This window comes from Stenotrophomonas sp. PFBMAA-4, from assembly GCF_030053215.1.
Taxonomy (GTDB): domain Bacteria; phylum Pseudomonadota; class Gammaproteobacteria; order Xanthomonadales; family Xanthomonadaceae; genus Stenotrophomonas.
The window spans coordinates 25,852-47,477 of record NZ_JASGBW010000021.1 but is presented as its reverse complement, the minus strand read 5'-3'; the positions used below and the strand labels follow the sequence as shown (position 1 = coordinate 47,477).

At 68.4% G+C, this 21,626-nt stretch carries 22 protein-coding genes and 1 tRNA gene; 14 read left to right on the top strand and 9 right to left on the bottom strand.

Going from position 1 to position 21,626, the window contains the following annotated elements:
* Window positions 1-68 precede the first annotated feature (68 nt).
* Window positions 69-389, top strand: coding sequence for an NAD(P) transhydrogenase subunit alpha (locus tag QMZ26_RS13895; RefSeq protein ID WP_270955146.1), 321 nt, complete (start codon window positions 69-71; stop codon window positions 387-389).
* The gene (locus QMZ26_RS13890) at window positions 386-1,846 is read left to right on the top strand and encodes an NAD(P)(+) transhydrogenase (Re/Si-specific) subunit beta (RefSeq protein ID WP_283221808.1); all 1,461 of its coding nucleotides are present in this window, start codon (window positions 386-388) and stop codon (window positions 1,844-1,846) included. Before QMZ26_RS13895 ends, QMZ26_RS13890 begins: the two co-directional genes overlap by 4 nt.
* Before the next feature lie 95 nt (window positions 1,847-1,941).
* Here QMZ26_RS13890 and QMZ26_RS13885 read toward each other — a convergent pair whose 3' ends face one another.
* Window positions 1,942-2,361, bottom strand: coding sequence for a hypothetical protein (locus QMZ26_RS13885; protein WP_283221807.1), 420 nt, complete (start codon window positions 2,359-2,361; stop codon window positions 1,942-1,944).
* 122 nt (window positions 2,362-2,483) lie between these two features.
* Here QMZ26_RS13885 and sufT point away from each other — a divergent pair, with 122 nt between their 5' ends.
* From sufT to QMZ26_RS13870, 3 genes are all read left to right on the top strand, one after another.
* A complete protein-coding gene (sufT, locus tag QMZ26_RS13880) occupies window positions 2,484-3,035 on the top strand; it encodes a putative Fe-S cluster assembly protein SufT (RefSeq protein WP_079220723.1) in 552 nt (183 codons plus the stop codon).
* 59 nt (window positions 3,036-3,094) lie between these two features.
* Window positions 3,095-4,189, top strand: a complete 1,095-nt coding sequence (locus QMZ26_RS13875; protein ID WP_079220724.1) for a branched-chain amino acid aminotransferase — start codon at window positions 3,095-3,097, stop codon at window positions 4,187-4,189.
* A 420-nt stretch (window positions 4,190-4,609) separates the two neighbouring features.
* On the top strand, window positions 4,610-6,358 hold the full coding sequence (locus tag QMZ26_RS13870) for a S8 family peptidase (RefSeq protein ID WP_283221806.1): 1,749 nt from the start codon (window positions 4,610-4,612) through the stop codon (window positions 6,356-6,358).
* A 115-nt stretch (window positions 6,359-6,473) separates the two neighbouring features.
* Here QMZ26_RS13870 and QMZ26_RS13865 read toward each other — a convergent pair whose 3' ends face one another.
* From QMZ26_RS13865 to wrbA, 3 genes are all read right to left on the bottom strand, one after another.
* On the bottom strand, window positions 6,474-6,959 hold the full coding sequence (locus tag QMZ26_RS13865; RefSeq protein WP_079220726.1) for an asparaginase domain-containing protein: 486 nt from the start codon (window positions 6,957-6,959) through the stop codon (window positions 6,474-6,476).
* 79 nt (window positions 6,960-7,038) lie between these two features.
* A complete protein-coding gene (locus QMZ26_RS13860; protein WP_079220727.1) occupies window positions 7,039-7,374 on the bottom strand; it encodes a DUF2069 domain-containing protein in 336 nt (111 codons plus the stop codon).
* The gene (gene wrbA, locus QMZ26_RS13855; RefSeq protein WP_079220728.1) at window positions 7,371-7,964 is read right to left on the bottom strand and encodes an NAD(P)H:quinone oxidoreductase; all 594 of its coding nucleotides are present in this window, start codon (window positions 7,962-7,964) and stop codon (window positions 7,371-7,373) included. The genes QMZ26_RS13860 and wrbA overlap by 4 nt, the downstream gene beginning before the upstream one ends.
* A gap of 77 nt (window positions 7,965-8,041) precedes the next feature.
* On the opposite strand from wrbA, the gene QMZ26_RS13850 reads away from it, so the two are divergent.
* On the top strand, window positions 8,042-9,316 hold the full coding sequence (locus tag QMZ26_RS13850) for a YihY family inner membrane protein (RefSeq protein ID WP_200733670.1): 1,275 nt from the start codon (window positions 8,042-8,044) through the stop codon (window positions 9,314-9,316).
* Window positions 9,313-9,894 (top strand): TlpA disulfide reductase family protein, encoded by a 582-nt coding sequence (locus QMZ26_RS13845; protein ID WP_200733671.1) that lies wholly within the window; start codon window positions 9,313-9,315, stop codon window positions 9,892-9,894. Before QMZ26_RS13850 ends, QMZ26_RS13845 begins: the two co-directional genes overlap by 4 nt.
* 540 nt (window positions 9,895-10,434) lie before the next feature.
* On the opposite strand, the gene ppk2 is transcribed toward QMZ26_RS13845, so the two are convergent.
* The 5 genes from ppk2 to hemA form a co-directional block, all read right to left on the bottom strand.
* Entirely contained in the window at window positions 10,435-11,217 is a 783-nt protein-coding gene (gene ppk2 / locus QMZ26_RS13840) for a polyphosphate kinase 2 (protein ID WP_108746010.1), read from the bottom strand.
* A gap of 83 nt (window positions 11,218-11,300) precedes the next feature.
* Entirely contained in the window at window positions 11,301-11,663 is a 363-nt protein-coding gene (locus QMZ26_RS13835; protein WP_283221805.1) for a hypothetical protein, read from the bottom strand.
* Window positions 11,660-13,360, bottom strand: a complete 1,701-nt coding sequence (locus QMZ26_RS13830) for a tetratricopeptide repeat protein (protein WP_283221804.1) — start codon at window positions 13,358-13,360, stop codon at window positions 11,660-11,662. The genes QMZ26_RS13835 and QMZ26_RS13830 overlap by 4 nt, the downstream gene beginning before the upstream one ends.
* A gap of 4 nt (window positions 13,361-13,364) precedes the next feature.
* Window positions 13,365-14,447, bottom strand: coding sequence for a peptide chain release factor 1 (gene prfA, locus QMZ26_RS13825; protein ID WP_108758849.1), 1,083 nt, complete (start codon window positions 14,445-14,447; stop codon window positions 13,365-13,367).
* Entirely contained in the window at window positions 14,425-15,708 is a 1,284-nt protein-coding gene (gene hemA / locus QMZ26_RS13820; RefSeq protein ID WP_108746014.1) for a glutamyl-tRNA reductase, read from the bottom strand. Before hemA ends, prfA begins: the two co-directional genes overlap by 23 nt.
* 63 nt (window positions 15,709-15,771) lie before the next feature.
* On the opposite strand from hemA, the gene QMZ26_RS13815 reads away from it, so the two are divergent.
* The 7 genes from QMZ26_RS13815 (at window position 15,772) to pth (ending at window position 21,516) form a co-directional block, all read left to right on the top strand.
* Complete coding sequence (locus QMZ26_RS13815) at window positions 15,772-17,457, top strand: tetratricopeptide repeat protein (protein ID WP_283221803.1); 1,686 nt, start codon at window positions 15,772-15,774, stop codon at window positions 17,455-17,457.
* Window positions 17,454-18,110: a lipoprotein insertase outer membrane protein LolB gene (lolB, locus tag QMZ26_RS13810; protein ID WP_200734082.1), complete on the top strand. Its 657-nt coding sequence runs from the start codon at window positions 17,454-17,456 to the stop codon at window positions 18,108-18,110. The genes QMZ26_RS13815 and lolB overlap by 4 nt, the downstream gene beginning before the upstream one ends.
* On the top strand, window positions 18,107-18,976 hold the full coding sequence (ispE, locus tag QMZ26_RS13805) for a 4-(cytidine 5'-diphospho)-2-C-methyl-D-erythritol kinase (RefSeq protein ID WP_283221802.1): 870 nt from the start codon (window positions 18,107-18,109) through the stop codon (window positions 18,974-18,976). Before lolB ends, ispE begins: the two co-directional genes overlap by 4 nt.
* 11 nt (window positions 18,977-18,987) lie before the next feature.
* A tRNA-Gln gene (locus QMZ26_RS13800) sits at window positions 18,988-19,064 on the top strand.
* A gap of 137 nt (window positions 19,065-19,201) precedes the next feature.
* Entirely contained in the window at window positions 19,202-20,161 is a 960-nt protein-coding gene (locus QMZ26_RS13795; protein ID WP_025879147.1) for a ribose-phosphate diphosphokinase, read from the top strand.
* A 110-nt stretch (window positions 20,162-20,271) separates the two neighbouring features.
* Window positions 20,272-20,889, top strand: coding sequence for a 50S ribosomal protein L25/general stress protein Ctc (locus QMZ26_RS13790; RefSeq protein ID WP_108746017.1), 618 nt, complete (start codon window positions 20,272-20,274; stop codon window positions 20,887-20,889).
* 48 nt (window positions 20,890-20,937) lie between these two features.
* Entirely contained in the window at window positions 20,938-21,516 is a 579-nt protein-coding gene (gene pth / locus QMZ26_RS13785) for an aminoacyl-tRNA hydrolase (RefSeq protein ID WP_079220740.1), read from the top strand.
* Window positions 21,517-21,626 lie beyond the last annotated feature (110 nt).

The window sequence follows — 21,626 nt, the reverse complement described above, 5'->3', positions numbered from 1 at the left end:
CGGGGTGCGCGCGGGGTTCAGCCCGTGGTTATGATGGGGCGACGAAGACAGAGCGGGAGGCGTTGCCGATGAGTGACGGGTTCGTGGCGCTGTACATCTTCATGCTGGCCGCAATCGCCGGTCACGTGATCATTTCGCGGGTGCCGGTCATCCTGCATACCCCGCTGATGTCGGGTTCCAACTTCATCCACGGCATCGTGCTGATCGGCGCGATGGTGGTGCTGGGCCACGCGCAGACACCGCTGGAGAAGGCGCTGGGCTTCCTGGCCGTGGTGCTGGGTGCCGGCAACGCCGCCGGTGGCTACGTGGTCACCGCGCGCATGCTGGAAATGTTCAAGCCGAGCGCGCCCAAGGGCGACAAGGACGAACCGAAGGAGCCGCAGGCTTGAACATCAGCACCGTCGAACTGCTCGATTGGCTGGTCAAGGCCAGCTACCTGGTGGCCGCCACCCTGTTCCTGCTCGGCCTGCAGCGCATGGCCTCGCCGCTGACCGCACGCAGCGGCATCCGCTGGGCCGGGCTGGGCATGCTGCTGGCCACGGTGGCCACCTTCTTCCTGCCCGAACTGCACAACGTGCCGCTGATCCTGGTGGCGCTGCTGCTCGGCGCCGGCCTGGCCTGGTGGTCGGCCGGCAAGGTCGCCATCACCGACATGCCGCAGATGGTGGCCCTCTACAACGGCATGGGTGGTGGCTCGGCTGCGGCCATCGGTGCGGTGGAGCTGCTGCGTTATGCCTTCCTGGCCAACCGCGATACCAGCCACTGGAGTGCGCAGGCGCTGGCCGACCTGGCCGCGCGCCAGCCTTCGGCCACCGTGCTGCTGCTGGCGGTGGTCGGCGCGGCCATCGGTGCGGTGTCGCTGTCCGGCTCGGTCATCGCCTGGGCCAAGCTGGATGGGCGCCTGGACAAGCGCGTGACCTGGCCCGGCCAGCAGGCGCTGAACCTGCTGGTGGCGCTGGCCGTGGTGGTCCTGGCGATCATCGCCGCCAGCACGCTCAGCACCTGGTCCATCGTCGCCTTCTTCGTGCTGGCGCTGGCCCTGGGCGTGCTGATGACCCTGCCCATCGGCGGCGCCGACATGCCGGTGGTGATCTCGCTGTACAACGCGTTCACCGGCCTGGCGGTGTCCTTCGAAGGCTACGTGCTGGGCAACGAGGCACTGATCATCGCCGGCATGATGGTCGGCGCGGCCGGCATCCTGCTGACCCGGCTGATGGCCAAGGCGATGAACCGGCCGATCCGCAACGTGCTGTTCTCCAACTTCGGCGGCGGCGCCGGCGGTGAAGCGCAGGCGATCACCGGTTCGCAGAAGCCGATCGAAGCAGCCGACGTGGCGGCGATGATGGCCTTCGCCGAGCGCGTGGTGATCGTGCCGGGCTACGGCATGGCCGTCGCCCAGGCACAGCACAAGATCTGGGAACTGGCGCAGCGGCTGGGCCAGCGCGGGGTGAAGGTGAAGTTCGCCATCCACCCGGTGGCCGGGCGCATGCCCGGGCACATGAACGTGCTGCTGGCCGAAGCCGGCGTGCCCTACGACCTGATCGCCGACATGGACGACATCAACCCCGAGTTCGCCAACACCGACGTGGTGCTGGTGATCGGTGCCAATGATGTGGTCAATCCGGTGGCGCGCACCGATCCGGCCAGCCCGATCTACGGCATGCCGGTGCTGGACGTGGTCAATGCGCGCAACGTGGTGGTGATCAAGCGCGGCAAGGGCACCGGCTTTGCCGGCATCGAGAATGCGCTGTTCTACGCCGACAACACCCGCATGCTGTACGGCGATGGTGCCGAGGCCGCGGCCTCGCTGGTGAGCGAACTGAAGGCGCTCGACGGCGGGCATTGAGGCTGCACCGGTAGCGCCGGGCCATGCCCGGCGGACGGCTGCGGGGGGGCGCTGCGCTCGCCGGGCATGGCCCGGCGCTACCGGCATCCGTGTGATCAGCGCGCCAGCCAGGCGCCGACGAGCACGCCCACCGCCAGCCAGATCCATTCCATGGCGCCGTTGGCCAGGCTGGTCAGGGTCCAGGCCAGGTGCGGGCCCATCCGCAACACGGCATCCATCGGGTTCAGCCCCATCGAGCCACCCATCCAGACGCTGGCGATGCACCAGTAGGCCACCGCGCTCACCAGCGCTGTGCCCAGCACCACCAGCGCGACGCGCAGCCGGCCCGGGCCCAGCGTGCCCAGGCGCAGCATGAACGTGAGTTCCAGGGCGGTCACCACCGCCATCCAGCCGACCTGGCGGCCGGTCATCAAGGCCACCAGCACCCAGACCATCGGGGCGACAACCAGGCCCAGCAGCAACATGAAGGGCCAAAGCCAGGTGACGGTCCTGGCACGCGCGGCATTGGAGGACATCGAAGCTCCCTGAAGGACACCCACAGGATACTGTGGTTTGCCGCAGTGCACCGGCGGGGGCAGGGCGGCTGGGCTAGAATGCCGTCTTGCGTGGCTTCGGCCGCGGCCCCATATCGGTCCCCATGTATTCCCGTAGCAGCGAACCTGTCCACTTCGAACGCGATTGCGAGGCCGTGATGGTCCCGCAGGGCGACACCGTGACCCTGCCCGCCGGCAGCTATGGCTATATCACCCAGGCACTGGGCGGCAGCTATTCGGTGTTCGTCGAAGGCAACCTGTTCCGTATCGCCGGCAAGGACGGCGACGCCATCGGCAAGGAGGCGCCGGCCCCGCTGGAGCTGCCCGCCGATGCCACCGATGAACAGGTGGAACAGCTGGTATGGCAGCAGCTGCGCACCTGCTTCGACCCGGAAATTCCGGTCAACATCGTCGAACTGGGCCTGGTCTACGAAGTCGAGATCAAGCACCTGGACGAAGGCCAGCGCGAGATCGACGTGAAGATGACCCTGACCGCCCCCGGCTGCGGCATGGGCGACATCCTGGTCGACGACGTGCGCAGCAAGCTCGAGATGATCCCCACCGTGGCCCAGGCCGACGTCGACCTGGTGTTCGACCCGCCGTGGAACCAGCACATGATGTCCGAGGCCGCCCGGCTCGAAACCGGCATGCTTTGACCCACGGCCCGCTGTCCGGCGGGCCCGGCACTACCCGCAACCAGAACAGGAATCCTCCGGTGTCCCAGTCCATTCCCAGCTTCGCCGTCACCCGTTCGGACCACCCGCGCAGCGCTGAAGAGCGCGCCCAGATCCTGGAGAAGCCGGGCTTCGGCCTGCACTTCACCGATCACATGGTGGAAGTGCGCTGGGACAAGGACACCGGCTGGCACAACGCCAACGTGCGTGCCTACGGTCCGCTGCAGCTGGACCCGGCCGCCGCCGTCCTGCATTACGGCCAGGAAATCTTCGAAGGCATCAAGGCCTACCGCCACGCCGACGGTTCGATCTGGACCTTCCGCCCCGATGCCAACGGCCGCCGCCTGCAGCGTTCGGCGCAGCGCCTGGCGCTGCCGGAACTGCCGGTGGAGATCTTCGTCGAATCGCTGAAGCAGCTGATCGCGCTGGACAGCGCCTGGGTGCCGTCGGCCGACGAATCCAGCCTGTACTTCCGTCCGTTCATGATCGGCGACGAAGCCTTCCTCGGCGTGCGCGGCGCGCACAAGGCCGGCTACTACGTCATCGCCAGCCCGGCCGGCCCGTACTTCGCCAAGGGCGTCGCCCCGGTGTCGATCTGGCTGTCCACCGAATACGCGCGTGCGGCCAAGGGCGGCACCGGCGCTGCCAAGTGCGGTGGCAACTACGCCGCCTCGCTGCTGCCGCAGCAGAAGGCACAGGCGCAGGGCTGCTCGCAGGTGCTGTTCCTTGATCCGGTCGAAGGCAAGTACCTGGAAGAACTGGGCGGCATGAACGTTTTCCTGGTCTACAAGGACGGCACCCTGGTCACCCCGGAATTGTCCGGCAGCATCCTCGAGGGCATCACCCGCGAGAGCATCCTGCAGCTGGCCCGCGACCGCGGCATGAAGGTCGAAGAGCGCAAGGTCACCATCGACGAGTGGAAGAACGGCGTGGCCTCCGGCGACATCGCCGAAGTGTTCGCCTGCGGTACCGCCGCGGTGGTCACCCCGATCGGCCAGCTCAAGGGCGAGGGCTTCTCGGTGGGCGACATCAACGCTCCAGCCGGCGAAGTGACCATGTCGCTGCGCAAGGAACTGACCGACATCCAGTACGGCCGCCAGCCGGACCGCCACAACTGGCTGGTCAAGCTGGGCTGATCCGCCCGCACCAGGTCTGTAGAGCCGAGCCCACGCTCGGCTGCCGTACCCGGAAAGCCCGTCCCCGCGACGGGCTTTCTGCGTTTCAGGAACCATCCCCGGCAGCCAGCCTGCCGATGTCGGCAAAGACATGACGGGACAGTCAAAGTCCCGTTCATGTCCGTATAGGGCGGGTGAAAGTTCCTTCACCTTCACAAACCCTACACCCATCACGTCTCAGATCAGACATTTCATGTTCCTGAAAAGACGCTGAAAATCTTGTGGAGTCCGTTTCGGGCCATTAGCGTCAACAGCACGGCGGGTCGCAGGGGAATCCGCTGACTGACCGGACTTCGAGCCATGCGTGCACACCTCCATCGCGCGCTCGGGCCGGTGCTTCTGCCGATTCCGGCATTCACACCACTAGAAAGGGAAATTCCGATGTCCCAGGTTTCGCAACTGCGTCTGCGCAGGTCGTGGGTGGTTCTCAGTGCGTCCGTCGTCACCTCCCTGCTGCTGGCCGCCCCGGCCTTCGCTGGCGATGTCCAGCTCAGCGGGTTGAAGTCCGCGCCGGTGCACCAGCAATTCATCGTCAAGTACAAGGACGGCAGCCAGCTGGTGGCCAACACCACCGCACTGGCCTCCTCGCTGAAGACGGCCGCCGCCGGCCTGCCCAGCGCCCAGGGGCGCGCCCTTGGCCTGCAGCAGATCCGCCGCCTGGCCACCGGTCCGAGCGTGGTGCGCTCCGACCGCGCGCTGGACCAGGCCGAATCCGAGCTGCTGATGCGCAAGCTCGCCGCCGACCCGAACGTCGAGTACGTGGAAGTCGACCAGATCATGCGTGCCACGCTGACCCCGAACGATGCCCGCCTGAGCGAGCAGTGGGGCTTCGGCACGTCCAACGCCTCGATCAACGTGCGCCCGGCCTGGGACAAGGCCACCGGCACCGGCGTGGTCGTGGCCGTCATCGATACCGGCATCACCAGCCACCCGGATCTGAACGCCAACATCCTGCCCGGCTACGACTTCATCAGCGATGCCGCGATGGCGCGCGATGGCGGCGGCCGCGACAACAACCCGAACGACGAGGGTGACTGGTACGCCGCCAACGAGTGCGGCGCCGGTTATCCGGCCTCCAGCTCCAGCTGGCACGGCACCCATGTGGCCGGCACCATCGCCGCGGTGACCAACAACAGCACCGGCGTGGCCGGTACCGCCTACAACGCCAAGGTCGTGCCGGTGCGCGTGCTCGGCAAGTGCGGCGGCTACACCTCGGACATCGTCGACGCCATCACCTGGGCCTCCGGTGGCACGGTCAGCGGCGTGCCGGCCAACGCCAACCCGGCGGAGGTCATCAACATGTCGCTGGGTGGCGGCGGCAGCTGCTCGACCACCTACCAGAACGCCATCAACGGCGCAGTCGGCCGTGGCACCACCGTGGTGGTGGCCGCCGGCAACGAGTCGGCCAACGTTTCCACCTCGGTGCCGGCCAACTGCGCCAACGTCGTGGCTGTCGCTGCGACCACCTCGACCGGCGCCAAGGCCAGCTTCTCCAACTACGGCACCGGCATCGACATCTCCGCACCAGGCGCGAACATCCTCTCCACCCTCAACACCGGCACCACGGTGCCGGCCAGCGCAACCTACGCCTCCTACAACGGCACCTCGATGGCGGCGCCGCACGTGGCCGGCGTGGTCGCGCTGATGCAGTCGGTGGCACCCTCGCCGCTGAGCCCGGCGCAGGTGGAGAGCATCATCAAGAGCACCGCACGTCCCTTGCCGGGCGCCTGCTCGGGCGGCTGCGGCGCAGGCATCATCGATGCCGATGCAGCGGTCACCGCGGCCATCAACGGTACCGGCGGCGGCAACCCGAACCCGGGTGGCACCGTGCTGCAGAACAACGTGCCGGTGACCGGCCTGGGGGCCTCCAGCGGTGCTTCGCTCAGCTACACGGTGCAGGTGCCGGCCGGCCGCTCGCAACTGCGCGTGGCGATCAGCGGCGGCAGCGGTGATGCCGACCTGTACGTGCGCCAGGGCAGCGCCCCGACCGACACGACCTATACCTGCCGCCCGTACCTGAGCGGCAACAACGAAACCTGCACCATCAACAACCCCGCCGCCGGCACCTGGCATGTCCGGGTGAAGGGTTACAGCACCTTCTCGGGCGTCAGCCTCAACGCCCAGTACTGAGCCCAAGTCCCTCTCCAAGGGCACGCCCCGGCTTCGGCCGGGGTGTTTTTCTGGGGCCGAACCCACGCTCGGCTGTCAGGGAGCTGCCGAGCATGGGCTCGGCACTACAGGTTCGTCAGACCGACTCGAACCGGTTGGCCGCCACGTTCTTGCGCACATGCTGCGGATCGAAGATGCGGCCGTTCATCGCGATGTACACACCGGTCGGCAGCGACTGCACCGCACCGATCGCACAGCCGATGTTGAACTCCGCATCCGAGCCACGGAAGCGTGCCGGGCTCAGCGCGCCGGTCATCACGATGGTCTTGTCCGGGATCGTCGCCAGCACCTGGCCGGTCTGCACCATCGAATCAGTGCCATGGGTGACCAGCACGTGCCGGGTCGCCTGCGCGGCGATGGTCGCGCGGATCAGCTCGCGGTCGTCGTCGTTGATGTGCAGCGAATCCTTGCGCAGGATCGGAATCACGTTGAAGCGGAAGGTCACACCGAGCTCCCGCAGGATCATGCCGATCTGCGGATCACCGATCTGGTAGTCCGACTTGTCGTCGAAGTAGATCTTGTCGATCGTGCCGCCGGTGGTGACGACCAGGAGCTCTTCCATCATGTGCATGCGCGAAACCAGGACAGGTACAGCGGCGCGGGGCCGGGAACACAGATGATAAGGCCCGGCGGCCGCAGCGTCAGCGTCGCTTGCTGAAGCGGGCGCGCAACCCCGGCAGGCTGGCGGCGAAGATGACCAGCAAAGCCAGGGCCGTCTCGATCAACGCCAGCCAGCGGGTCTCCGGGTGGCTCCATGCACTCATCACGCCATGGCTGAACCAGCCCAGGGCCAGCACCGAGGCCCAGAAACCGGCCTTGCGCCAGCCCAGGCGCAGGGCGATGGCCAGCGCCAGTGGCGGTGCGGTGAACACCAGCTGGGTGGCCAGCCAGTGCTTGTCATTGATGAACCAGCCCACGTACAGCGCCGCCAGGCCCAGCAGGGCCAGCAGCAGGACCGTGCGCGGCGCGGTATTCATCGGGCCAGCCGCTGTGCGATGTCGGCCACCCGGCGGCCCAGCGCGCGGGCCAGGACGGCCTCGTCGTCGGTCGGTTGCGGGTCGTCCGCTGCACCGGCCACATGGCTGGCGCCATAAGGCGTACCGCCACTGGTGGTATGGCTCAGCGCCGGTTCGGTGAAGGGAATGCCGACGATCAGGCAGCCGTGGTGCAGCAGCGGCACCTGCATCGACAGCAGGGTCGATTCCTGGCCGCCGTGCATCGAGGCGGTGGAGGTGAACACACCGGCAGGCTTGCCGGCCAGGGTGCCGTTGACCCACTCCGCGCCCAGACCATCGAGGAAATGCTTGACCGGTGCGGCCATGTTGCCGAAGCGCGTCGGGCTGCCGAGCAGCACGCCCTGGCAGTCGGCCAGGTCCTGCACGCTCACGTAGGGCGCGCCGTCATCGGGTACCGGCGGCTGCGCGGTCTGGGTCACTGCGGCCACCGGCGGCACCGTGCGCAGGCGCGCGGTCATGCCCGGCACTTCGCCGATGCCCCGCGCGATCTGGCGCGCCAGCCGTGCCACCGAACCGCCCCGGCTGTAGTAAAGCACCAGAATCTCGCCCATCGCGTGCAGGTCTCCTCATCGTGTGGATGCCAGTATGGCTATCCTGCATCGATTCCGCATCGGGTACCCTTTCGCCGATGGAACCTCTGGATACGCTCAACCTGTGGATGGAGCGCGCGCGGGATCGCGCACGGGCCGCCAGCTTCGGTCGCTTCCTCTGGCGCCGCTTCCTCGACGATCGCCTGTTCCAGGCGGCCGCGGCGCTGGCCTACACCACCGTGTTCGCGCTGGTGCCGCTGGCGATCGTGGTCTTCGGGGTGCTGTCGGCATTCCCGGTGTTCGACCGCTGGAGCGACCAGCTCAGCGACTACGTGTTCTCCAACTTCGTGCCCAGCGCCGCGCGCGCGGCGGAGGGCTACCTGCGGCAGTTCTCGGCCAGTGCCGGCCAGCTCACCGCCGCCGGCTTCATCGCCCTGGTGGTTTCGCTGCTGATCACCCTCAACAGCGTCGAGGAAACCTTCAACCAGATCTGGCGGGTGGGCAGCACGCGGCCCAAGCTGACCCGCTTCCTGGTCTACTGGACCGTGCTGACCCTGGGCGCCATGCTCGCGGCCGCTTCGCTGGCAGTGTCGGCGCGGGTGTTCGCGATGCCGCTGTTCGGCACCCAGGAAGGGCGCTGGCTGGCCGACCTGTCGCTGCGGCTGGCGCCGGTGCTGATCGAGTTCGTCTGCATCATGCTGATGTTCCGCGTGGTACCGCACCACACGGTGAAGTGGCGGCATGCGATTCCCGGCGCGGTGCTGGCGGCGGTATTGCTTGAGCTGATCAAGTGGGGCATCGGTGCCTACCTGGGCAGCTTCCAGTCCTACCAGAAGCTCTACGGCACGGTTGCCTTCGTGCCGATCCTGCTGCTGTGGATCTACCTGTGCTGGGTGGCGGTGCTGCTGGGGGCTTCGCTGGCCTCGTCGATGGCCGCCTTCCGCTACCAGCCAGTGGAGCTGCGCCTGCCGCAGGGCTTCGAGTTCTACGGCCTGCTGCGCCTGCTCGGGCGCTTCCACCATGCGCGCGGCAAGGGCCGCGGCCTGGCCGACGATGAGATCCTGCGGCTGGAGCCGATGCTGACCGATTCGCTGCTGCAGGACCTGGCCTGCAACCTGCAGGACATCGGCCTGCTGCGCCGCGACGAGCGTGGCGAGTGGCTGCTGGCGCGCGACCTGGACCAGGTCAGCCTGGCCGACCTCTACGAATGCACCCAGTTGCGCATCCCGGTGTCCGAGCAGCACCTGCCGTACCGCGATGACAGCCTGGGCCAGGCCGCGCTGGCCGCCCTGGACGAACTTCGCCTGCCGCTGCGCGAGCGCCTCAAGCGCCGTGTCAGCGACATCTACCCTGATTCCGGAGACACACCATGATCCGCACGCCCTTGTTGAAGGCCCTGCCGCTTGCCCTGCTGCTGGCCCTGGCCGCCTGCAAGCCCGCGCAGGAACCGACCCCGGCCAGCAGCACGCCGCCGGCCCAGGCACCGGCGCCCGCGCCCCCGGCAGCTGCGGAAGGTACCGACGAGAACCCGGCCGAGCGCACCACGGCCGAGTTCCCGGCGTTGAAGATGAAGGCCATCGACGGCAGCGAGTACGACCTGGCCGCGCACCGCGGCAAGTGGGTGGTGGTGAATTTCTGGGCGACGTGGTGTGCACCGTGCCGCAAGGAGATGCCGGAGCTGTCGGCGTTGCATGCGATGCGCAGCAACGTCGAGGTGGTGGGCCTGGCCTACGAGGACATCGAGACGCCGGAGATGCAGGCGTTTCTGGCCAAGCATCCGGTGACCTATCCGATCGTGGTGGTCGACCCGTTCGACCCGCCGGCCGACTTCGCGATCCCGCGCGGCCTGCCGCTGACCCACCTGATCGACCCGAAGGGCAAGGTCGCGCACACGTTCCTGGGGCCGGTGACCGCTGCTGACATCGAACAGCAGATCGCTGCTGCAAAGTAGGTTTTTTGTTTGCAGGGCTTGCAGCCCTGCACCTGCGGTAGTGCCGGCCGCTGGCCGGCAACCTCAACAGCAGAAGCTGGCATTCCGTGGGTTGGCGGGGTGGGTCCGGTTGAGGGGGACGCCGTAAACCCATCCATGGGGGCTTGGTCGCGGCATCCATGCCGCTCACACCCCCTCAACCGGACCCACCCCGCCTTCGACAGTTCTCCGCGATCTGTCGGAACGGCGTTCTGCTCTGGTGGGTGCCGACCGTTGGTCGGCACGGTAGATCCACGCCATGCGTGGATGAATTCATTCGATGTCTGACAGATGTGCCGACCAACGGTCGGCACCCACCAACAGCAGCAGTTGCCAGTAGAGCCACGCCATGCGTGGATGAATTCATTCGATATCTGACAGATGTGCCGACCAACGGTCGGCACCCACCAACAGCAGCCGTTGCCCACCGCCCCGCCAACCCACGGATCGCCCGCTTTTGACGTTGACGTTGACGTTGCCTTGGCTTCGGCAGGTGCAGGGCGCAGCCCTGCCGAACCACCCTTAATCCTGCACCGGGAAATCCTCGATCGGCCGCAGCACGTCGTAGTGCTCCACATGCAGCTTGCCTTTCAACTTCGGCAGATCCAGCACCGGTTCATCCACCCGCGTATCCGGCAACCGGTCAAGCAGGTTGCGCACCAGCGACAACCGCCCCAGCCGCTGGTCGTTGAAATCCACCAGCGTCCACGGCGCCGCCTCGCGATGCGTCGCCCGCAGCATCGCCTCGCGTGCCTCGGTGTAGGCGCTGTACTTGCTGCGTGATTTCAGGTCCACCGGCGACAGTTTCCAACCCTTCAGCGGATCGCTGTGGCGTTCGGCGAAACGCTTTTCCTGCTGCGCCTGGTCCACGCACAGCCAGTACTTGAACAGCAGGATGCCGTCGTCCACCAGCAACTGCTCGAACACCGGCGCCTGGTGCAGGAACTGCTGGTATTCGGCCTCGCTGCAGTAGCCCATCACCCGTTCCACGCCAGCGCGGTTGTACCAGCTGCGGTCCATCAGCACGATCTCGCCCGCCGCCGGCAGATGGCTGGCGTAGCGCTGGAAATACCACTGCGTCGATTCACGGTCGGTCGGCTTCGGCAGCGCCACCACCCGGCATTGGCGCGGGTTGAGGTGTTGGCTGATCGCCTGGATCGCGCCGCCTTTGCCGGCGGTATCGCGGCCCTCGAACAGCACCAGCAGGCGTTGCCCGCTGTGCTGCACCCAGCGCGCCATCGCGGTCAGTTCCAGCTGCAGCGGCTGCAGCAGTTCGTCGTACTCCTTGCGCTTGAGCTTGCCCATCGTTGCACCACGCTGGAAGGAAGCCCGAGCGTAGCGCAGCGGTCGCCCAGGGCGTGTCGACGAGGGATGACCGGCGTCCGGCCTTACTCCGCCGGTTCCTCAGGCAGCCGGCCGGTCCCCTGTACCAGCAGATCGCCGGGCAGCAGTTCCAGCCGTACATCGTCCAGCTGCATGACCTGGCCATTGGCCGGCTGGCCTTCCTCGTCCAGTTCAAACACTCCAAAACTGCCGAACGCATCGCCTGCCCATGGCAGCACCGTCACCTGTGCGCGCCCGTCGATCGCGTGCTGTGCGCACAGCTGCAGGCAGGCCATCGCACGATCCAGCTGCCGCTTGCGCTCCAGCAGGGCAGGCGTGCCCGGGCTGTGCCGCAGCCCGTCGATGGTTTCGCGTTGAGCGGCCTGCAGCAGGGGCAGTACCTGGTCGAAGGCGGTGCGGTCGTTCACTGTGCGCCCAGCCAGCCCTGCTCGCCCGCCAGCTGCTGCAGCAACGCGGACAGATCGGTGGCGAAGCCGTCCATGTCGAACACGCCGCTGCGCCCGCGTGCCTGCGCCAGCTCGGCGCGCAGTGCGGCCAGCGCGGCCGGGTCGTTGCCCAGTGCGCTGGCGGTGGCGATGAAGGCGGCATCATCGGCCACGTTCATGTGCGTCAGGCCGAGATGATGGTTGAGGCTGCCGGCCACGCGTGCGGCGAAGGTGTCGCCGGGGCAGGTCAGTACCGGGCAGCCGGCCCACAGCGCATCCGACGCGGTGGTGTGGGCGTTGTACGGATGCGTGTCCAGGAACAGGTCGGCCAGCGCGTAGCGGGCCAGGTACTGCGGGTGGGGCAGCTTCGCCATGAACACCAGCCGTGCCGGATCCACGCCGGCGGCCTGCGCGGCCGCACGCAGGCGCGCATCGGCCTGGCCCGGGCCGGACAGCAGCCACAGCACGCTGCCGGGCACCGCCTGCAGCACCGCGAAGGCACGGCCGGCGCTGCGCGGGTTCAACTTGTAGCTGTTGTTGAAGCAGCAGAACACCACGCCCCGCTCGGGCAGGCCGCACTCGGCCCGGGTCGGCGCGGGCTGCAGCACGCGCGTGTTGTCCGACGGCTGGAACGCGCGCGGCAGGCGCAGCACGCGCTCGCTGTAGTGCGGTTCCAGCGCCGGCGGCAGGGCGAACGCATCGCCGACCACCGCATCCAGCCACGGCGCGCCGGACGTGCCGGGGTAGGCCAGCCAGTTCAACTGCAGCGGGGCAGGGCGCATGGCCAGCACTTCCGGCGTGCCGCCACCGCCCCAGCCACGCAGGTCGAACAGTACGTCGATGCCCTGCGCACGGATCTGCGCAGCGGTCTCGGCATGGCGCTGGCCGGCCACCTCGTGCAGCCGCACCGCGGACTGCAGGCGCTGGCGGATGCGGCTGCCGTCATTGCGGTTCAGCGCGAACAGGTGCAGCTGCAGCGCCGGGTCCGCCTGCAGGTGTTCCAGCAGTGCCACGGTCAGCAGGCCGGTGGGGTGCGCGCCGAACCCATTGGAGAGGAAGCCGATGCGCAGCGGCCCCCGTGCACGCACGGGCACGGCCGGCAGCGGGCGCACGGCGGCGGCCACCGCTGCGGCACGCGCACGCGCGCAGGCCAGCTGCTCGGCGGCGCTGGCATCCTCGCTGAGGAAAGCGAAGGGCTCGACCACGCCCTGGCCGCTGGCAACCGCGGCGCGTACCTGTGCGGCCAGCGCGTCCACGTCCTGCCAGTCACACAGGCGGCGCTGCCAGGCGAGGCGCTGCGCGGCGATGTACGGCTCGCCCGGCAGCAGCGCGTGTGCGCGGCGGTAGGCGGCCGCTGCGCCCTCGGCGTCGTCGGCATCTTCCAGTGCATGGCCCAGCCACAGGGCGATGCCCGGATGCTCCGGTGCCAGCGCGGAGGCCTGGCCGAGCAGCGTCGCCGCGTCGGCGTGGGCACCGGCCATCCAGGCCACCCGGCCCAGCCGGGCCAGTGCCTCGGGATGGTTCGGCCGCAGCTGCAGGGCGCGGCGCGCGGCGCGTTCGCCGGCGCCGATGTCGCCGGCTTCCAGTTCCAGGTCGGCCAGCATCACCCAGGCGATGAAGTCACCGGGCTGGCGTGCCAGCGCCTGCTGCAGTTGCTGCCGTTGCTGCCAGGCCGACATCGGCTCAGCCCGCCGACAGCTGCGCCAGCGCATCCACCTGATGCTCGTGGCTCAGGCGCTGCAGCAGGGCGTCGAGGTCGCCGGACAGGATGTTGGGCAGGTCGTACAGGGTCAGGCCTTCCACGCGGTGGTCGGTGATCCGCCCCTGCGGGAAGTTGTAGGTGCGGATGCGCTGGCTGCGGTCGCCGCTGCCCACCTGCAGGCGCCGCGATTCGGCCTGCGCCGCGTCCTGGCGCTGGCGCTCGGCATCCAGCAGCTGCGCCTTCAGGCGCTTCATCGCCTTGTCGCGGTTGGCGTGCTGGCTGCGCTCGGTCTGGCATTCCACCACCACGCCGGTCGGCACGTGGGTGATGCGGATGGCCGATTCGGTCTTGTTGACGTGCTGGCCGCCGGCGCCGGACGAACGGAAGGTGTCCACCCGCAGGTCGGCCGGATTGATGACGATGTCATCCACCTCGTCGGCCTCGGGAATGATCGCCACGGTAGCGGCCGAGGTGTGGATGCGGCCCTGCGATTCGGTGGCCGGCACGCGCTGCACGCGGTGCGTGCCCGATTCGAACTTCAGGCGCGAGAACGCGCCGCGGCCGACCACGCGTGCCACCACTTCCTTGTAGCCGCCATGTTCGCCCGGGTTGTCCGATTCGATTTCGACCTTCCAGCCCTGGCGCTCGGCATAGCGGGCGTACATGCGGAACAGGTCGCCGGCGAAGATCGCGGCTTCGTCGCCGCCGGTGCCGGCGCGCACTTCCAGGAACAGGTTGCCCTCGTCGCGCGGGTCGCGCGGCACCAGCAGCAGGGCCAGTTCCTCTTCCAGTTCCTGCAGCCGGGCCTGGGCAGCGGCGATTTCCTCGTCGGCCAGCTCGCGCAGGTCAGGGTCGGCACGCATGCCTTCGGCGGCGGCCAGGTCGGCCTTGGCGCGGGCTTCGTCGGCCAGTGCGGTGGCGACCGGTTCAAGTTGGGCGAATTCGCGCGAAAGATCGCGGAAACGGGTGTTGTCGGCGACCACGTCGGGTTCGGCGAGCAGGCGTTCCAGTTCTTCGCGGCGCTCGGCCAGCGCTTCCAGCTTACGGCGCAGGGTCGGCGTCATCGGGTCTCACGGGTGGGTGGCGGTAGCCCGGCGTGGCCGGGAACAGGCGCTCGGCGGCGCGGGTCAGGTCGGCATCGCCACTGAGCGCGGCCGCGCGCAGGGCGGCGGTCGGCGGGTGCAGCAGGCGGTTGGTCAGGCCATGGGCCAGCAGTTCCAGCACTTCGTCGGCCGGCTTGCCATTGGCCAGCTGCTGCCGCGCACGTTCCAGCAGTTCGGCGCGGGTGGCCTCGCCGAAGGCGCGCAGCTGCCGCAGCGGGGCCTGGTGGGCGCTGGCCTGCAGGGTTTCGACGAAACGCGACACCTGCAGGTCGATGATCGCTTCGGCCTCGGCGGCAGCCTCGCGGCGGCCGCGGCGGTTGTCTTCCACCGCGCGCTCAAGGTCGTCCACGGTGTACAGGAACGCATCGTTGAGCGTGCCGACCTCGGCCTCGATGTCGCGCGGCACGGCCAGGTCGAACAGCAGCATCGGCTTGTGCCGGCGCGCGCGCAGGGCCTTGGCCACCATCTCGCGGTGGATGACCGGCTCGCGTGCGGCAGTGGCCGAGAACACCACGTCGGCTTCGGCCAGGTGGCGTTCCAGTTCGGTCAGCGGCAGCGCCACGCCGCCATGGCGGGTGGCCAGCTCCTGCGCATGGGCCAGGGTGCGGTTGGCGATCAGCAGGCGGCGCACCTTGCCTTCGCTCAGGTGCCGTGCAGCCAGCTCGATGGTCTCGCCGGCGCCGACCAGCAGCACCGTCGAATCATCCAGCCGGGCAAACGCGTTCTGCGCCAGGCGCACGGCCGCAGAGGCGACCGACACCGGGTTGGCGCCCACCTGGGTATCGGTGCGTGCGCGCTTGGCCACCGAGAAGGTCTGCTGGAACAGCCGGTCCAGGCGCTGGCCGAGCAGGCCGTGATCGCGCGCGGTGGACCAGGCGTCCTTCACCTGGCCCAGGATCTGCGGCTCGCCCAGCACCATTGAATCGAGCCCGGTGGCGACCCGGAACAGGTGGCGCACCGCATCGGCATCGGCATGCTTGTACAGGTAGCCCTGCAGGTCGCCGGCCTGGCTGTGCAGCCACTGGTCCAGCGCCTGCGGCGAATCGGCCACCGCGTACAGCTCGGTGCGGTTGCAGGTGGAAAGCAGGACCGCCTCGGCGATCTGCGGGGTATCGCGCAGCGAACCGAGCGCGCGCGGCAGCGCGTCACCGGCGAAGGCCGCGCGTTCGCGCAGCTCCACCGGTGCGGTCTGGTGATTCAGTCCGAGCACCCACAGGGTCATTGTTCAGTTGCTTGCGATAAGCTGCTGGCCATTGGACGACATTTTAAGGCCCCGATGCCGACGATGCCCGCATTGATTCGCATCCCCAGTGTTCTGCTGCTGTCCCTGGCCTGCAGCCAGGTGCTGGCGGCGGCGCCGGCCAAGGCCCCTGCGCGGGTCCCGGCCAGCGAAGAACTGGCCCTGGAACCGGTGATGGCCGGTGAATTCGCCCTGCAGGCCGGCAAGCTGGCCGATGCCGCGCACTGGTACCTGCAGGCGGCCGAGCAGACCGCCGGCGATGCCGGGTTGGCCGAACGGGCCACCCGCATCTCCATGCTGGCCAACGATGACGCCAGCGCCGTCAAGGGCCTGGCCCTGTGGGAGAAGCGCGCCCCCAGCTCGCTGTCCATGCGCAGCGCCGCCGGTGCACTGGCGATGCGCCAGGGCAACGTGAAGGCCGCGCGGACCGAACTGCAGGTGCTGCTGGCCGACCCTGACGAAACGGCCTGGAAGTTCGCGCTGGCCGCCTTGATCGGCGGTGGCCGCGACCCGGCCGTGCCGGCGCAGGTGCTGGGCGAACTGGTCGATGCCAACGCCATTCCGCCGAAGATCGAAGCCTGGCAGGAATTCGGCCGGCTGGCCCTGCGCATGGAAAAGCCCGAGCTGGCCCGGCGCATGATCGACGAAGTGGTCAAGCGCTTCCCGGACGAGCCGCGGGTGGCCCTGCTGCGCGCCAGCCAGTTGCAGCAGGCCGGTCAGACCGCGCAGGCGCTGGCCCTGTTGCAGGGCGTTGAGCCGAAGACCCGGCAGGACCCTGAGCTGCGCAACGCCGTGGCCATCGCCTATGACAGCCTGGGCCAGCCGGCCGCCGCCGAGCGGGTGCTGGCCGTGGGCCCGCAGAACGTGCAGACCTGGGGCATGCGTGCCTCGCTGCTGGCCAAGCAGGGTGACACGGCGGCGCTGTCGGGCCTCTACAACGAGCTGTCGCGCCAGGCCGCCAAGCCTGATCCGGCGCAGCGCCTGCTGCTGGGCAAGATTGCCGAGTACCTCAAGCGCTACCCCGAGGCGGTCAACTGGTACCACAGCGTTCCCGGCGGCGACGAACTGAGCGAGGCGCGCCTGCGCGCGGCCAATGCGCAGGGCCTGGCCGGCCGCCAGTCGCTGGCGCTGGACGAGGTGCACGCCATCCAGTCCGATGCCAGCGTGGATGACGACGTGCGCCGCGACGCCTACCTGCTGGAAGCCGAGCTGCGCCAGCGTGCCAATGACCTGCCCGGCGAACTGGATGCGCTGGCCCGGGGCCTGGCTGCCTACCCGGACGAGAACGCCCTGCTGTACGCCCGTGCACTGGCCTGGGAACGCCGGGACGACATCGCCCGCGCCGAGGCCGACCTGCGCAAGGTGCTGGTGACCGACCCGGAGAACGTGCCGGCGCTGAACGCCCTGGGCTACACCCTGGCCGACCGCACCAAGCGCTACCAGGAAGCCCTGGAACTGATCGACCGCGCGCGGGTGGCCGAGCCGGACAACCCGGCCATCGTCGACAGCTACGGCTGGGTGCTGTATCGCCTGGGCCGCAACGAGGAAGCCCTGGTGCAGCTGCGCCGGGCCTGGACCCTGTCCCGCGACCCGGAGATCGCCGCCCACGTGGGCGAGGTGCTGTGGGTGCTCGGCAAGCACGACGAGGCCCGCCACTTCTTCGAGGAGGCGGCCAAGCTCGACCCTGAAAACCGCGCGCTGCTGCGCGCCCGCGAGAAATTCAATCCATGAGTGTTTCCATGATCCGGCCGCTGCTGCTGGTGGCCGTGACCCTGGCGGTGAGCGCCTGTACCAGCGTGGGCACGCAGAAGACGCCGGCCCCGGACGTGGTCTACACCGTGTCGCCGGCCGCCGAGCGCGCCGAGGAAGCCCGCGTGCAGGCCCTGCGCGCCCAGCCCGATTACAGCTTCCAGGGCCGCGTCGCGGTCAGCAAAGGAAAGAACGGGGGCAGCGGCCGCATCGACTGGGTCCAGCAGGGCAGCGAGTACCGCATCCAGCTGAGTGCGCCGGTCACCCGCCAGAGCTGGACCCTGCAGGGGGATTCGGTGCAGGGCGGGGCGCGCCTGGACGGGCTGGGCGATGGCCCCCGCGCCGGCGATGACGCGCGCCAGCTGCTGCTCGATGCCACCGGTTGGGATATCCCGGTCAATGAACTGTCCGACTGGACCCGTGGCCTGGTGCTGCGCGGGTCCGGCGAAAGCAGCGTGGAGCGGGATGCCGAGGGCCGTCCGCGGCGCATGCAGCAGGCCGGCTGGCTGATCCAGTACCTGGACTGGTACCCGGCGCAGGAAGGAAGCCCGGCACTGCCGCGGCGGATCGAGGCCAGCCGCGAGGACGCCAAGGTGCGCCTGCTGGTCGACCAGTGGGGCGCCGACGCGCCATGACCGCGCAGATTGACGCCGATGGCTGGTCCTGGTGGCCGGCCCCGGCCAAGCTGAACCTGTTCCTGCACATCACCGGCCGTCGCGCCGATGGCTACCACGAGCTGCAGACCGTGTTCCGCCTGCTGGACTGGGGCGACCGGATCGGCCTGCGCCTGCGCGCCGATGGCCAGGTGCGGCGGCAGGGCAACGGCCTGGCTGGCGTTGCCGAAGCCGACGACCTCGCTGTGCGTGCGGCTGTGCTTCTTAAAAGCGTTGCCAATGTCGGCCAAGGTGCTGACATCATCGTTGAAAAACGCGTTCCGGCCGGTGGGGGCTTCGGTGGGGGCTCGTCCGACGCTGCCACCGTACTGGTGGTCCTGAACCGGCTCTGGCAGGCCGGCCTGGACGAGGACGCGCTGGCGGCGCTGGGCCTGCGCCTGGGCGCCGACGTGCCGGTCTTCGTGCGCGGCCACAACGCCTGGGCCGAGGGCGTGGGCGAGCGGCTGCAGCCGGTCACGCTGGCGCCGGCCTGGTACGTCATCGTCGAGCCGGGCGTTCATGTGCCGACCCCGGCCCTGTTCGCTGACCCGGATTTGACGCGCGACTGCCCAAAGGCGAAAATAGGCGACTTCGCTTCCGGCGCTCTGGTCGGAAACGTGTTCGAGCCGGTGCTGCGCCGTCGCGAGCCTGCCGTAGAGGCGGTGCTTGCCGCGTTGAGCAGCATAGGCCAGGCGCGTTTGACCGGGTCCGGAAGTGGTTGTTTCGTCGAGTTCGATTCGCAGGCTGCCGCAGAGCAGGGGCGAGCGGAATTGCCGAAGGAGTTGCGGGCAAGGGTGGCCGCGGGCGTTGCACGTTCGCCACTGCTGGATGCACTCGAGCAACACTGATTCATCAATGCAGGGGCGTCGCCAAGAGGCCCAAGGCACCAGGTTTTGATCCTGGCATTCGGAGGTTCGAATCCTCCCGCCCCTGCCAATGCGGCTGCGTCCGCGCCATCCAGCGCATCACTGCGCGGGACGTGGAAACAGTCGCGGTGTTGTAAGCAGCAGGGGCCGCAGCGGTCCTTGCCGCTACCGGATCCCCGCCACTCGTCCCCGCCCGAGACAATCATGATGCAAGAGTCCCCGAACCTGCTGGTCTTTTCCGGCAACGCCAACAAACGTCTGGCGCAGAACATCTGCAAGGAACTGGGAGTCCGTCCGGGCAAGGCGCTGGTCTCGCACTTCTCCGACGGTGAAGTGCAGGTCGAGATCGAAGAGAACGTCCGCAAGCAGGACGTCTTCGTGATCCAGCCGACCTCGGCGCCGAGCGCGGAGAACCTGATGGAACTGCTGGTGCTGATCGACGCGCTCAAGCGCGCATCGGTGGCCAGCGTGACCGCCGTGGTGCCGTACTTCGGCTACTCGCGACAGGATCGCCGCATGCGTTCCTCGCGCGTGCCGATCACCGCCAAGCTGGCGGCCAAGATGTTCAGCACCGCTGGCGCTGATCGCGTGCTGACCGTCGACCTGCACGCCGACCAGATCCAGGGCTTCTTCGATATCCCGGTGGACAACGTGTATGCGTCCCCGCTGCTGCTGGCCGACATCTGGCGCGCCTACGGCACCGAGAACCTGATCGTCGTCTCGCCGGACGTGGGTGGCGTGGTCCGCGCCCGTGCGGTGGCCAAGCGCCTGGATGACGCCGACCTGGCGATCATCGACAAGCGCCGCCCGCGCGCCAACGTCTCCACCGTGATGAACATCATCGGTGACGTCGAAGGCAAGACCTGCGTCATGGTCGATGACATTGTCGATACCGCCGGCACCCTGTGCGCCGCTGCCGCTGCCCTCAAGGCGCGCGGTGCGCTCAAGGTCGCCGCCTACTGCACCCACGCGGTGCTGTCGGGCCCGGCAGTGGACAACATCACCAATTCCCAGCTCGACGAGCTGGTGGTGACCGACACCATCCCGCTGAAGGACGCGGCGCGGGTGTGCAGCAAGATCCGCCAGCTGAGCGTGGCGGAAATGCTGGCCGAAACGATGCGCCGCATCGCCTTCGGCGAGTCGGTCAGCTCGCTGTACGTCGATTGAGTTTTTCGCCCCCGCCGGCAACGGTGGGGGCATACCCCGGATGCTTCTGGTCGCGGAAGCATCTTCAACCGCCACGCCGCAAGGCGCGGCAACAACCTGAGTAGTCGAAAATGTCGAAGACCCATGAAATCAAGGTCACCAAGCGTGAACTGCAGCGTAAGGGTGCGAGCCGCCGCCTGCGTCACGCTGGTGTGATCCCGGCCATCGTGTACGGCGGCAACGCCGAGCCGGTCGCCATCAGCCTGGACCACAACGAAATCTGGCTGGCCCAGCAGAACGAGTGGTTCTATGCCTCGATCCTGGACCTGAACCTGGACGGCCAGGTGCAGAAGGTCCTGCTGCGTGACATGCAGCGCCACCCGTACAAGCAGCTGATCATGCACCTGGACTTCCAGCGCGTGAACGAGAACGAAGCCCTGACCGCTTCGGTCCCGCTGCACTTCATCAACGAAGACACCTCGCCGGCTGGCAAGGCTGCCGACGTCGTGGTCACCCACGAACTGAAGGAAGTCACCATCAGCTGCCTGCCGAAGGACCTGCCGGAGTCGATCGAAGTCGACCTGGGCGGCCTGAACGCTGGCGACGTGGTGTACCTGTCCAACATCAAGCTGCCGAAGGGCGTGGAAATCCCGGCCCTGGCGCTGGGCAAGGACCACGACGACGCCATCGTCACCGCCAAGCACGGCAAGGAAGACGCTGCCGACGCTGAAGCACCGGCTGCCGAGTAATACAGTGGCGGTGCCTGCCTCCGGGCAGGCACCGTTCTGGAAGGAACCATGGCAGGACTGCGACTGATCGTCGGTCTGGGCAATCCCGGATCGGAACACGCCCGGACCCGGCACAATGCCGGGTTTCATTTCGTTGAGGCCCTGGCTGAAAAAGCCGGTGCACGCTGGAACGTGGACAGCAAGCTGTTCGGCGAGACCGCCAAGGTCGAGATCGCCGGGCAGACGGTCTGGCTGCTGAAGCCCGCCACCTTCATGAACCTCAGCGGCAAGTCGGTCACCGCCGCACAGCGGTTCTGGAAGATCGAGCCGGAAGAAACCCTGCTGGCCCACGATGAACTGGACCTGCCGCCCGGTGCGGTACGGCTGAAGTTCGACGGCGGCCACGGCGGCCAGAACGGCTTGCGTGACACCATGCGCCTGCTCGGCCACGGCAAGTTCCATCGCCTGCGCGTAGGCATCGGCCATCCCGGCCACAAGGACCGCGTGGTGGGCTGGGTGCTCGGTCGTCCCTCCAAGGACGATGACGTGCTCATCGCACGCGCCATCGACGATGCCATCGACGTGCTGCCGCTGGCAGTACAGGGCGATTTCAACGAAGCAATGAAGCGGCTGCACACCCCGAAATAACCGGTAGGTACCGACCGTTGGTCGGCCAGGCCGGTAGGTACCGACCGATGGTCGGCCAGGCCGGTAGGTACCGACCGATGGTCGGTACGGAGAATGATTGGAAAAACGGC